The sequence below is a fragment of the Marinobacter sp. G11 genome (assembly GCF_021282325.1).
GTDB lineage: Bacteria > Pseudomonadota > Gammaproteobacteria > Pseudomonadales > Oleiphilaceae > Marinobacter > Marinobacter vinifirmus.
Window position 1 is genome coordinate 54156 of the sequence record NZ_JAJSPB010000006.1, and the last position, 12558, is coordinate 66713.

Annotated in this window: 11 protein-coding genes and 1 riboswitch; of the genes, 6 read left to right on the forward strand and 5 right to left on the reverse strand. The window is 58.1% G+C overall.

Annotated elements, in window-relative coordinates:
* Positions 1 to 114: 114 nt before the first annotated feature.
* The gene (locus LWH94_RS05770; RefSeq protein ID WP_232901572.1) at positions 115 to 918 is read left to right on the forward strand and encodes a glycosyltransferase family 2 protein; all 804 of its coding nucleotides are present in this window, start codon (positions 115 to 117) and stop codon (positions 916 to 918) included.
* A 16-nt stretch (positions 919 to 934) separates the two neighbouring features.
* Here LWH94_RS05770 and LWH94_RS05775 read toward each other — a convergent pair whose 3' ends face one another.
* Genes LWH94_RS05775 through lpxL form a run of 4 tightly spaced genes read right to left on the reverse strand, consistent with a single transcriptional unit; the run spans position 935 to position 4977 of the window.
* On the reverse strand, positions 935 to 1942 hold the full coding sequence (locus LWH94_RS05775) for a glycosyltransferase (protein WP_232901515.1): 1008 nt from the start codon (positions 1940 to 1942) through the stop codon (positions 935 to 937).
* Positions 1939 to 3048 carry a glycosyltransferase family 4 protein gene (locus tag LWH94_RS05780; protein ID WP_232901516.1) on the reverse strand — a complete coding sequence of 370 codons (1110 nt, stop codon included), beginning with the start codon at positions 3046 to 3048 and terminating at the stop codon, positions 1939 to 1941. Before LWH94_RS05780 ends, LWH94_RS05775 begins: the two co-directional genes overlap by 4 nt.
* A complete protein-coding gene (locus LWH94_RS05785) occupies positions 3045 to 4010 on the reverse strand; it encodes a mitochondrial fission ELM1 family protein (protein WP_232901517.1) in 966 nt (321 codons plus the stop codon). Before LWH94_RS05785 ends, LWH94_RS05780 begins: the two co-directional genes overlap by 4 nt.
* Positions 4011 to 4014: 4 nt before the next feature.
* On the reverse strand, positions 4015 to 4977 hold the full coding sequence (gene lpxL / locus LWH94_RS05790; RefSeq protein ID WP_232901518.1) for an LpxL/LpxP family Kdo(2)-lipid IV(A) lauroyl/palmitoleoyl acyltransferase: 963 nt from the start codon (positions 4975 to 4977) through the stop codon (positions 4015 to 4017).
* Between the two features lie 102 nt (positions 4978 to 5079).
* On the opposite strand from lpxL, the gene waaA reads away from it, so the two are divergent.
* Positions 5080 to 6333 (forward strand): lipid IV(A) 3-deoxy-D-manno-octulosonic acid transferase, encoded by a 1254-nt coding sequence (gene waaA / locus LWH94_RS05795; RefSeq protein ID WP_232901519.1) that lies wholly within the window; start codon positions 5080 to 5082, stop codon positions 6331 to 6333.
* A 46-nt stretch (positions 6334 to 6379) separates the two neighbouring features.
* Here waaA and LWH94_RS05800 read toward each other — a convergent pair whose 3' ends face one another.
* Positions 6380 to 7744 (reverse strand): TolC family outer membrane protein, encoded by a 1365-nt coding sequence (locus LWH94_RS05800; RefSeq protein WP_058341508.1) that lies wholly within the window; start codon positions 7742 to 7744, stop codon positions 6380 to 6382.
* Positions 7745 to 7881: 137 nt separating this feature from the next.
* A riboswitch (TPP riboswitch) is annotated at positions 7882 to 7995 on the forward strand.
* An 80-nt stretch (positions 7996 to 8075) separates the two neighbouring features.
* On the opposite strand from LWH94_RS05800, the gene thiC reads away from it, so the two are divergent.
* The 4 genes from thiC (at position 8076) to cpdA (ending at position 12487) form a co-directional block, all read left to right on the forward strand.
* Entirely contained in the window at positions 8076 to 9953 is a 1878-nt protein-coding gene (gene thiC, locus LWH94_RS05805; RefSeq protein WP_232901520.1) for a phosphomethylpyrimidine synthase ThiC, read from the forward strand.
* Positions 9954 to 10412: 459 nt separating this feature from the next.
* Entirely contained in the window at positions 10413 to 11033 is a 621-nt protein-coding gene (locus LWH94_RS05810; RefSeq protein ID WP_232901521.1) for an NUDIX domain-containing protein, read from the forward strand.
* Positions 11030 to 11515 carry a DUF1249 domain-containing protein gene (locus tag LWH94_RS05815; protein ID WP_232901522.1) on the forward strand — a complete coding sequence of 162 codons (486 nt, stop codon included), beginning with the start codon at positions 11030 to 11032 and terminating at the stop codon, positions 11513 to 11515. The genes LWH94_RS05810 and LWH94_RS05815 overlap by 4 nt, the downstream gene beginning before the upstream one ends.
* 165 nt (positions 11516 to 11680) lie before the next feature.
* Positions 11681 to 12487, forward strand: coding sequence for a 3',5'-cyclic-AMP phosphodiesterase (gene cpdA, locus LWH94_RS05820; RefSeq protein ID WP_232901523.1), 807 nt, complete (start codon positions 11681 to 11683; stop codon positions 12485 to 12487).
* The last annotated feature ends 71 nt before the right edge of the window (positions 12488 to 12558 follow it).

The window sequence follows — 12558 nt, forward strand, 5'->3', positions numbered from 1 at the left end:
TGCTCCACGCGTAGCTTTCGGTCAGCATTAGCCTTTTCTGATGGCCAAATATTATCATAGGTGCGCTAACTCGGCAGTGTTTGGGGCCGAGTAGGGGCCAGTTTGCGGGTGTTTATGATGAAACTGCCGTTATCGGTTTACTACATCACGTTGAATGAAGAGGAAAGGCTGCCGGAATCTCTTGAGATGGTGAAGGAGTGGGCTGGTGAAATCATCGTTGTTGATTCGGGAAGCACAGACCGAACCTGTGAGCTAGCGGAGGCCGCAGGCGCCCGGGTGGTTTATCGGGAATGGGAAGGCTTTGCGAGCCAAAAGGCCTATGCCGCCAGCCTTTGCGTGAATGACTGGGTGCTTGATCTGGATGCTGATGAAGTGCTTTCCGATACGCTGGTGCGCAACATCAAGCAGCTGTTCTCCAAGCCGATCTCTCCGGATGTCGCTGGCTATCGTATGCGCTGGGTTTTGTCGTCCCCCAACCCGAGGCACCCTTTTCGGCATGACAAGTCCAAGAAGATCCTGCGGCTTTACAACCGGAAACGGGCTGCGATCCATGCCGAAAAACACAGTAACGACGACCGGCCTAGAGTGCATACAGGTAGTGTGTTGGAGCTCAAAGGCGATGTCTTGCACAAGACATTGATCTCTCTGGAGCAGATGGAAAGAAAATACACTCAACTGTCCAGCGAGCAGGCCCGGTTCCTGTATGGGAAGGGCCGGCGAATTTCGACCCCGCGTCTGATGATCGAATTTCCTTTGAAGTTTTTGAAGTATTACCTGATTCACCGCCAGGTATTGAATGGCTGGTTCGGGTTCAGTGTTTCTGTTGTGGCCGCTAACCGTAATTTCATGCGATTGGCGAAGGCAAGGGAGCTGCAGGTGCTTGAGGGAATCAGTCGTTCCGGTGGCGAGGAGCGGTAAGACGCTCTCGCAGGTACTATTCGGCTTGATACACTCTGACGGTTGCCTCTGCCATGCCCCTGAGCGTGAGATGTGTCTGCGCATAGTCAAATGCGGATTGCTCAGATTCTTGAAGACCACCCAGGTTGTTCAGTGCGCTAGCGATCACGTCGGCGATAGCCTGAGCGGAAATGTCCCTGGCGAGAGCGTTGTCTGGAAGCAGGTCGACACTGCCTGACACCGGGGTTGAGACAACCGGTAGTCCGGCCATCAAGGCTTCGATCAACACGTAAGGAAACCCTTCCCGCCTTGAGCTGAGAACCATCAAGTCGGCGTGGGACAGTGCCGACGCCAGTGTTGTTTGGTGCCCTGCCATCGTCACAGAGTGTCTCAGGCCTTCATCGTCAATCAGCCGATGCAGGTTTCTGGCTTCAGAGCCATCACCAAAGATGGTTAGGTGTGCCGTCGGAAAACGGTCATGGATCATACTCCATGCCTGAATTAGCATATCGAAGCCCTTTACTGCCTCCAGTCTCCCGGCAGCAATGACGTTCGTTGTTTCGGGGAGTGGATGGTTGCCGGGGGGCGATTTAGGAGTTTCCTTCCGGATTCCATTGTAAATCAGATGACGGGACGGGTGACTCAGGCCCTCGTAGATCGACCCGCTGACGGCAATGACTTTGTCCAGCAGAAGGAAAGGGCGAAGGTGTGATTTGCTTCCGTGAATAGTCCCTACGGTTTGCCAGGTCTGACGAGGCAACCTGCCCAGTATGAGGGCAGCTTTATTGCCGTGGGCGTGGGCGACATCAGGAGAAACCCGCTTCAATATCCGGGAAACGCACCAACGAAGCCAAGGGTTGTTTCGGCTCAGCTTCATCGGGCACGGGTGAAACTCGGCGAATGGGAAGTGCGAGCGGTAGTCGGGATGGGCGATTATGTGCACCTCGTGTCCGATGCCCGTGAGGGCTTCCGCCAGGTCCGCCACATGTTTTTCCATGCCCCCCCAGGCACTACCAGGCGTTGCGAATATCAGGGCGACCTTCAAACCGGTTTTCCGTTCAGGGCTTGTTGATAAACCCGAAGCGTCCCCTCCGTCTGGGCCCGCAACAAAAACCGCTCCGGCAATTCAATCTCCGGCCGGGGCTTATCCAGCAGGCCCAGCACCGCACTGGCGAAGGCTCCGGTATCATCCGGCGTAACCAGTCCCTCGCGGAAACAGGCCTGCAGGGTTTCGGCCGCACCGCCCCGGTTGTAAGCCACCACCGGTGTGCCGGACGCCAGGGCTTCGGTTACTGTCCGCCCGAAGGGTTCAGGCTTGGTGGACATATGGCAAACCACATCGGCCAGCAGGTACAGGTTGGTCATGTCATTGCGCTGGCCCAGGAAGGTGACCTTGTCGGTCAGACCCAGGCGGCTGCGTTCTTTTTCCAGCTCTTGCAGAAATCTTTCCTTACCGGGCTCTGCGCCGCCAACGATGATGCCGTGACAGTCCGGCCGTTGGCGTACGATTCTGGCCATGGCTTCCATGAAATGCAGTTGGCCTTTCCAGCGGGAAATTCGGCCGGGCATCATGATGATCTTCTTGCCAGCCAGTTGTGGAAACCGTGATAGCAGGATATCAAGCCACTGGCCGTTGATGGCGCGGTTGCGGAAGGCGTCAATGTCTACGCCGCGCTGGATTACCGTCAGTTTGTCTTCCGGAACATGGAAGTTCTTCTGTACGTAATCCCGCACGCAATTGGACACCGCAATCACCCGGTCTGCCCTGGCCATGATGGCGCTGTACGGATTGACGGAATACATGCCGTGGAAAGTCGAGACTATGGCCGGGTGTTCGTTCCGTGGCAGTGTTTTCAGGGCCAGATGAATAATCCATGCGGGCATCCTGGAGCGCACGTGCACAATATCCGGCTTGAGCTCTTGCAGCAGTTTGCGCATCGGCAAAACCTGCCCGAACGAGGCGGGTGTTTTACGATGAATGGGCATGTGGATATGAGTCGAGCCCTGGCCGCGAACTTGTTCGGCCATTGGGCCACCGTTGGAGACCACGAATGACTGGTGGCCGCGTTTAACCAGTTCTGCCGCAAACTCTACGGTGCCACGTTCCACGCCACCGCTGTACAAGGCGGGCAAGGCCTGCAGTATTTTCACGGTCGTTGCTCCTTGTCTTGTCTGGGCTGGAGAAGGCGGGGAAATCGTTCGATGATCCAGCGCGCTGCTCTGTCGGCTTCCCATAGCCTCGGGTGTTGTGGCCGGTGTTCTGCCATTACACTGGCATGGTCGCTCCAGTGGGCGACCAGCCCGAGCCTGGCTAAACGGCTAATGCCATTAACCACCCGGCTACCCGCCCGGGGGGGCAGGTCGAAAATGCCGGTAGGAACGCCAGAGGTGGCGGCTTCACACACCATGGACATGCTGTCTGGCGTTACCCAGACAGCCCGGGAATCTGCCAGTTGGTATTTCAGCCAGTCGTCGCAGGTCTGGCTGTGGTGAACAACCGAGATGGTTTCACTTTGAAGTTCCGTCAGTCGCCGGTAAAGAGCCTCCGGTGTGCGCCGGGAATCGCTGATGGTCCAGTGCCACCGGGGGTATCGGGCAATCAGGTCGCTGATCTGCGAGGTGATTGTGTCGTTGTTCCAGTCAAAGTGCTCCGAGGGACCACCGACGAGTATGAGTGCGTTGGGCTTGCCGGTCAGTTCGGCCAGCGGCGTGATTGCATTGATGACGCCCTCCGTGTTCAGCACGGTTTTTGAAGGTTTTACGTCGTCGTGGGCGGGAATGATGGCGCCATCTACCCAGTTAAGGGGAAAGGCTGGTTTCATCAGTACCAGTGTTTTTGCCTTGCGGTACCGGCGCAGGGCCAGTAGCAGCCGGTGAGTGCCGGAACCTGCCGCAACAATCAGGTCAGGTTGGGGCAAGGCCTTGTCCAGAGTGGGAGCGAGCCCCAGCAAAGCCCGCCACAGCGGCACGGGGTAATCCGCGGCGTTTAACCAATACAGCTTTGCACCCGTTAGTGCGCGCAAACGCCCGGCAAGGCCTCGCAACTGGCTGCGGTGGCCGGGTTTGTTGTCGGTAATCAGCCAGATTGCCGGCGCCTGCGCATCGTCTTCCAAGGGACTAGCCTTTTTTCTTGCGTTTGCGGCCATAGAAGCCGGGGTCGTCTTTGTCCGGCCGGGTTTTGAAGCGGCGGTGCATCCAGAGGTACTGATCCGGCGCCTTGCGGATTTCCTGTTCGATGATGGCGTTGATGCGGGTAGCATCTTGCAGGTCATCACCGGTCGGGAAATTTTCCAGCGCCGGCTGGAAATAAATGTCGTAGCCCGGTTTGTCTTCGCGGCGGAAGTGGCTGAACGGCACTACCTTGCATTTGCTGCGCTCCACAATCCGGGAGGTGGCGGTAATGCTGCCGGCCGGAATGCCGAAGAAAGGGGCAAAAACGATGTCTTTGCGACCGTAATCCTGGTCGGTGGCGTACCACACAGCGTGGTTTTGCTTCAGGCACTTGAATAAGCCGCGCAGGTCTTTGGCGCCGAGCACTGTGCCATAACGCCGGCCCCGGGCCCGGGTCATCACTGCGTTCATCAGCGGGTTGTTGTGGTCCCGCTGCATCACATCCGCGTTAATAAACTCGGTTACCAGGCTGCCGCCCAGATCGAGTGTGCTGTAATGACCGCCCAGAAGCAGCACGCCGTGGCCGCCTTCCAGCGCTTTCTCAAGATGCTCCACGCCATGAACCTGCGTGATGCCAGTGAGTTTGGCCGGGTTTCGGAACCAGGCAATGCCCAGTTCCATCACGCCAATGCCGTTGGCGATAAAGGCATTGCGCACCAGTGCGTCCTGTTGGTGCTTGTTCAGCTCCGGAAAACACAGCCGGATGTTGGTTTCGGTAATATGTCGCCGGCTCTTCGCCAGTTTCCAGGCAACCAGGCCGATTATCTTTCCCAGCCACCACTGAAAACGAATGGGTAACTGCGCAGCCAGCCACATCACCGCAATGCCCAGCCAGGTTGGCCACCAGCGGGGATGACGGTAAGCTGAGTAGTCGGTGTTTCTGGGGAGTTTGCGGTACTTCTTTTTCAAAATCGTGAATCCTGCATCGACAAACGTTTTACCGGGGGGCAAGATGCCCGTCCACAGCAAATTTATCCCTATGATAACGCACTGTTTTGCCGGGAGTCCTGCGTGTTCCAGTTTATCTATTCCCTGCTGATCCGGCTCGCCCTGCCGTTTATCCTTGTCCGGCTCTGGTGGCAAGGCCGTAAGGCGCCGGCGTTGCGGCAAGACTGGCAACATCGCCTTGGGCTGGTGCCCCAACTACACGGCCCGGTGATCTGGGTGCACGCGGTTTCGGTGGGTGAAACCATTGCCGCCGGCCCCATGGTCCGGCGCCTGCTGGCCCGTAACCTGGGTGCGACCATCCTGATGACAGCCATGACCGATACCGGGCTGGCCCAGGCCCGGAAGATGTTTGGTGACAGGGTAGCCTATGCCTATGCTCCTTACGACACGCCAGGAGGTATTCGGCGCTTCCTGAATCGTGTTAACCCCCGCATCCTGGTGATCATGGAAACGGAAATCTGGCCCAATATGATCCGCCAGTGCCGACACCGTCGGGTGCCTGTTTTTCTGATCAATGCCCGCCTGTCTGAACGATCTGCCCGGGGGTATGAGCGGGTTCGGGGCGTGGCAGCACCGATTATCAAAAGCATCAGCTGGGTGGCTGCGCAGGCGGAGAAAGACGCGGAGCGGTTTCGCCGCATTGGAGTGGCTCCGGGAAATGTTGAGGTCACCGGCAGCGTAAAATTCGATGTGGATATTCCTGATGATGTCCGTGCGGCCTCTGTCAGCTTCCGAAAATCCCTGGGTGAGCGCCCCGTCTGGATTGCCGGCAGCACCCACACCGGAGAAGACGAGCAATTGCTGGCGGCTCATCGCCAGATTCTGGCTCAGCACGCCGATGCCTTACTCATCATTGTGCCCCGGCATCCGGAGCGGTTTGATTCGGTAGCTGAGATGGCTCAAGGCGAGGGCTTTTCCGTGGTTCGCCGGTCAACAGGAGCATCTCTCGCTGGTGCGGAGGTGTATCTTGGCGACACCATGGGAGAGCTGATGATGCTTTACGGAGCCAGTGACCTCGCCTTCGTGGGCGGCTCACTGATCGAGCGGGGAGGGCACAATCCGCTGGAGCCTGCGGCCTGGGGCATTCCGGTATTCTCCGGCACTCATGTGTTTAATTTCGAGACAATCTATCAGCGCTTACTGGATGATCAGGGTGTCCAGTTGGTCGAAAATGCGGATGAGCTGGCCCGGGCAATCTGTTCACTGATGGACGATCCGGAGGCGCTGAAGGCATACGGTGAGCGGGCATTGGCAGTAGTCAACAAGAACCGGGGTGCGCTGGATAAGGTCGTGGAGGGTATTACGGAGCGGTTGTAACTCCGGGTGCCGCGCTGGCACCCGGAATTCAGCACGGTTAGCCCGCTTACTGCATCGGGTCGTCCAGTGTTTTTCCTTCTTCGGCCAGGGCTTCAATGCCCCGGGCGCCTTCGCTGAGCCAGTTGTTCAGATCAATCAGGTCCTGCGGGCTCAGGGTGCCTGCCGCCTGCTTCAGTTGCAGGGTGTTGATCACGTAGTCATACCGGGCGTTGGCGTAATCCCGCAGCGCTACGTAGTAAGCGCGTTCGGCATCCAGCACTTCCACAATGTTCCGTGTACCTACATCGTAGCCGGCGCGGGTTGCATCCAGTGCGCTGCGGCGGGAGATGATGGTTTGCTCAAGAGCAGAGGCAGTTTCCACATTGTTGTTAACGGTCAGGAACAGGCTGCGGGTGTTCACCTGCACATCCCGGCGCGTGGTGTTCAGGTCCTGCTCGGCCACGGTGACCAGTGAACGCTGTTGGCGCACGCCGGCTTCGGTACCACCGCCCATGTAAAGGGGAACGTTCAGCTGCAGGCCGATGACGCCTTGTGATCCTTCAAACTGGCTGGCGTTTTCCCGGCCATGAATGTCGGTTTCACTGTATGACGCAGTAAGGTCAAGAGTTGGCAGATGGCCGGACTTGGCCACTTTAAGGTTCGCCTCGCTGGCGTTTAGCTGCGACATGGCCGCCTGAATCGCCCAGTTCTGGTCGAGCGCAGTATTTTCCCAGTCATTCGGGTTCATCGGCTCCGGGCGGCCCAGCGGGAAGTTCTCCCGCAGATTTTCCAGGTCTTCCGCGTATTCACCGGTCAACCGGGCCAATTGTTCGCGCGCCACGTTCAGCTGGTTCTCGGCGGCGATGCGCTGGCTCTTGCTGTCGTCGTAGCTGGCGCGGGCCTCGTATACTTCGGTGATCGCAATCAGGCCTACGTCGAAACGCTCCTGGGCCTGTTCGTACTGGCGCTGGATGGCGGCTTCGGTAGCGCGGGCGGTTGTTACGGTATCCTGGGCGCGCAGCACGTTAAAGTAGGCGGTGGCCACATCCAGAATCAGCTGCTGCTGGGCCAGGTTGTACTGGGCCTGGGCGGCTTCGGTCTGGAACTGGCTGGCGTCGTAGCGGAACCAGTTGTCGGCCCGGAAGATGGGTTGAGTAAGCTGTACGCCATAGCTGAATGGGCGGTTGTTTGTTGCAGAGCCCCGTTTCGGATCTGCAGAAACGTGGCTGCCTTCAGCAAACGCACCAATCTGCGGCAACAAAGAGCTCTTGCTCACATCACTGGCGGCCTGCTGGGCCTGGAACTGTGCCATGGCAGAGGCAATGCCGGAGTCGTAAGACAGGGCTTTCTCGTAGGTTTCCATCAGATCCAGAGCAAGCGCAGGCTGGGCTGCGAGCAGGGTGATCAATCCTGGAAGTAAACGTTTTTTCATTGGTTCTCCTGAAATACTGACTCCGGGAATCTGCCCGGCAATGACCCAAAGGTATTGGTTGACCATTATGGACAATAATCGTTCCCGTCTCTAGACTTGCTAAGTCCACGTATTTTGTGGACAAACGAATTCAGAATCGCGTCTTGACGGGGTGCTGATCTGCCGGAAACCGGCGATCGGCTGAGATTGCAACGCAGAACCCGCGACCTGATCCGGATAATACCGGCGTAGGGATTAAGACCAGATGAACCGCGACACTAAGCCTGCAGGGCAGTCTGTCGCAACTCCGTCATACGCGACCCGATACCACAAGAGCAACCGGGAGCATTTCATGACGGACTTACCAGCATACCTCAGCGACTCCGCAAAAGTAGACTCCGCAGCAATCAAACCATTACCAAGCTCACGAAAAATATACGTGCAGGGTAGCCGACCCGATCTGCGGGTGCCAATGCGGGAAATTACTGTGGGCGACACCCCCACTGAAATGGGTGGCGAAAAGAACCCGCCAGTGGTGGTGTACGACACCTCCGGGCCCTACACAGACCCGGAAGCCACTATCGATCTGCGTAAGGGCTTGCCGCCGGTTCGCGCCGCCTGGATTGCCGAACGGGGCGATGTAGAGCAACTGGACGGCTACACCTCCGAATTCACCCGCCGCCGCATGAAAGACCCGCAACTGGACCCGCTGCGTTTCATGGACGAACGCAAGCCCCTGCGCGCCAGGCCTGGCCGGAACGTGTCGCAAATGCATTACGCTCGCCAGGGCATCATTACGCCGGAGATGGAATACGTTGCCATCCGGGAAAACATGAAACTGCAGGAAGCCTGGGCCAACGGCTTGCTGGCGGACCAGCACCCCGGCCAGTCCTTCGGTGCCAACCTGCCGCCGGAGATCACCCCCGAGTTTGTTCGGGACGAAGTGGCCCGCGGCCGAGCCATCATTCCCGCCAACATCAACCACCCGGAAACCGAGCCGATGATCATCGGTCGCAACTTTTTGGTGAAAATCAACGGCAACATCGGCAACTCGGCGGTGACCTCGTCCATCGAAGACGAAGTAGAAAAACTGACCTGGGGCATCCGCTGGGGTTCCGACACGGTGATGGACCTGTCCACCGGCAAGAACATCCACGAAACCCGCGAGTGGATTATCCGAAACTCCCCGGTTCCCATAGGCACCGTGCCTATCTACCAGGCCCTGGAAAAGGTAGGCGGCGTTGCGGAAGACCTGACCTGGAAAATTTTCCGGGACACCCTGATCGAACAAGCCGAGCAGGGCGTGGATTACTTCACCATCCACGCGGGTGTTCGTTTGCACCATGTGCCACTCACCGCCAAGCGCACCACCGGCATCGTCTCTCGCGGTGGCTCCATCATGGCCAAGTGGTGCCTGGCGCACCACAAGGAAAGCTTCCTGTACGAGCACTTTGAAGACATCTGCGAAATCATGAAGGCCTACGATGTCTCCTTCAGCCTCGGTGACGGCCTGCGCCCGGGTTCCATTGCCGATGCCAACGACGCGGCACAATTTGGCGAGCTGGAAACCCTGGGAGAGCTTACCAAGATCGCCTGGAAACACGATGTGCAGTGCATGATCGAAGGCCCTGGCCACGTGCCCATGCACCTGATCAAGGAGAACATGGACAAGCAGCTGGAATGCTGCGATGAAGCCCCGTTCTACACCCTCGGCCCGCTGACCACGGATATTGCCCCGGGCTATGACCACATCACCTCCGGCATTGGTGCGGCGATGATCGGCTGGTATGGCTGCGCCATGCTTTGCTACGTCACCCCGAAGGAGCATCTGGGCCTGCCCAACAAGGGTGACGTGAAAACCGGCATCATCACCTACAAAATCGCTGCCCACGCTGCCGATCTCGCCAAAGGCCACCCAGGCGCCCAGATCCGCGACAACGCCCTGTCCAAGGCCCGCTTCGAGTTCCGCTGGGAAGACCAGTTCAACCTCGGCCTGGACCCGGACACCGCCCGCGCCTACCACGACGAAACCCTGCCCAAGGAATCCGCCAAAGTGGCCCACTTCTGCTCCATGTGCGGGCCGAAATTCTGCTCTATGAAAATCTCGCAGGAAGTGAGGGATTACGCCGCAGAGCAGGGCATTGACGAAGTCTCGGCAATTGACGCCGGCATGGAGGCCAAGTCTCGGGAGTTCGTGGAGTCTGGCTCCAAGCTTTACGACAAGGTCTGACTTTGGCGCTCTAGATCGCCTTAGCCTGCTGGTTAGGCGTTGTGAGTCGGGGTGGGGGTGCCGTTCAGGAGACGCCTCAAGACGTCCCTGTGCGGCTTGGGCTCCGCCATCCCTGGCTCCGCACACTCCTGAACGGCACCCCCACCCCAACTCTCTTGGGCTTTGGCAGTAATCGCTCCCAAGAGGGCGTCAGGCAATGTTGGGGCGTGTCGCACAAGCGTCGGCTGCAGGCGTTGGGTATTGCTTTCCAAAACTGTGCGGAGCCATGGATGGCGGAGCCCAAGCGCCCCATGGATGGGCCGAAGGAGCGTGTTTTGGAAAGCAATACCCAACGACTGCGATGCACCAACCTGAGCAGGCTAGGGCCAGAACCAAACCATTACGCCAGCCGTAAGACACTTGCACCCAAGCAATCCCAAAGGCTATCGTTCCAAGCCGAACACCAAACCGGAAACCCGAATGCCGAAACCGTTCCAGTTCAACGCCAGCGACGTCAAAATCGAAAAACGCGAAACCGTCTTCCAGGGCTTCTTTCGCATGGACAAACTCTGGCTGACCCACCCGCGCTTTGACGGCCGCGACATGCCCACCTTCACCCGCGAACTCTTCATCCGCGGCGATGCCACCTGCGTGCTCCCCTACGACCCGCAAAGGGATGAAGTCGTGCTCCTGGAACAGTTCCGTCTCGGGGCCCTGGGCCGCAACCAATCCCCCTGGTTGCTGGAGCTCGTAGCCGGAATGAACGAAGACGGCGAAAGCCCGGAAGACGTAGCCCAGCGGGAAGGGCAGGAAGAAGCCGGCCTGAGTTTCAGCCGGCTGGACAAGATCTGTGATTACCTGGTTTCCCCCGGCGGCACCACCGAGATGATCCACCTGTACTGTGGCCGGGTCAGCACTGCCGAAGCCGGCGGTATTTTCGGTGTGGAGCATGAACACGAAGACATTCTCAGTCACGTGGTCAGCGCCGACGAGTGCTTCGCCATGATTACCGATGGCCGCATTAACAATGCCGCTGCGATCATTGCTATCCAGTGGCTACAGCTGAACCGTGACAGGCTGCGCCGGGAGTGGTTGGCATGACTGAGTGGGTGAAGCGTCCCAAGTCCTATGTACCGGATTTGCGCCAGCTGGGTGCGCTGTGTGATGGCAATTACCAGCGGCTTCGCAAACTGCGGCAGCTGGAATCCGATGGCAAGCCGGTGTGCGAGTTTGAATTGCACCGGGAGAGCCAATACCTGGGGCGAGTGCGGATTGAAGTGCTGCAAACGGCAAAGTTTACCGAAACCCTGTTGCTGGAGCAGGTTCATAACAGCGGCCGCTGGCTGAATAATCCACAGATGACCGTGCGTGTCTACCACGATGCAATGATGGCGGAAGTCATCAGTTGCTACCGGCAGCGCCAGATCGCGCCGGTGAACGATTACCCGAACCGTTTTATGCATCACCCCGATGAAAAGGTTCAGGTGAATGGTTTCCTGGCCGACTGGCTGGACTACTGTTTGCGCTTCGGGCACCTGCCTATGGAGAATGCCGTCTGGTCGGCGGGTGAGGGGATCGACTAGACAGCGTCTCACTCTGCCTGTGGTGAAGTTGTCAAAAACTGCAAAAATTTTGTGTCTGCGGGCCAGAATGTGAACAATCTACGATTTCACATTAATCAAAAGGAACCCGGCCATCGTACACTCGTTGTAATTTCAACCGTTTGCTCCGAACACAACAGGTCCTGAATGTCTGACCACCAATCTGCCCGCCCGCTAAAAGTCTTACAGCTGACAGACCCGCACCTGATGGCACGGGAAAATGGTGCCCTGCTGGGGGTGAACACCCGCGAAAGCCTGTCGGCCGTCATTGAAGAGGCTCTGCGCAGCCATGGCCAGCCGGACCTGGTGCTGGCCACCGGCGATATCAGCCAGGATGCTTCCGTGGCTTCCTACCATTATTTCGGGCAGAAACTGGAGGCTTTCCAGTGCCCGTCTGCATGGATTGCCGGCAATCACGATGACTCAGCCACCATGTACGCCGTTGCGGATGAATTCGACGCCCGGCGCCGGCAGTTTGTGCTTGGGGGCTGGCACTTCGTTATGCTGGATTCCTCCGTACACGGGAAAGTGCATGGAGAACTTTCGGCGGACGAGTTGACGTTCCTGGACCAAACCCTGTCGGAACACTCGGGCTTGCCCGCCATGGTTTGCCTGCACCATCACCCCGTCGATATCGGCTCGGACTGGATGAACCAGATAGGCCTCAAAAACCGTGAGGCTTTCTGGCAGGTGATCGACCGGCACACGAACGTCAGATGCGTGCTCTGGGGGCACATTCATCAGGAGCTTCAGCAGCAGCGCAATGGCGTGCAGCTAATGGCCTCTCCGTCGACCTGTATTCAGTTTGCGCGAGGTTCCACTGATTTTGCGGTAGAACCGCTAGCCCCGGGCTACCGTTGGTTTGAGCTCGATCCTTCCGGCAACATCACCACAAAAGTCTGCCGCGCAGAGGAGTTCCGGTTCAACCTGGATGAAGGTAGCCCCGGCTACTAGCCGATCAAAATGTCCCTATATATTCCCAATGACTGACCTGCGCGCCAGTATGTAAACATATAGGGACAACA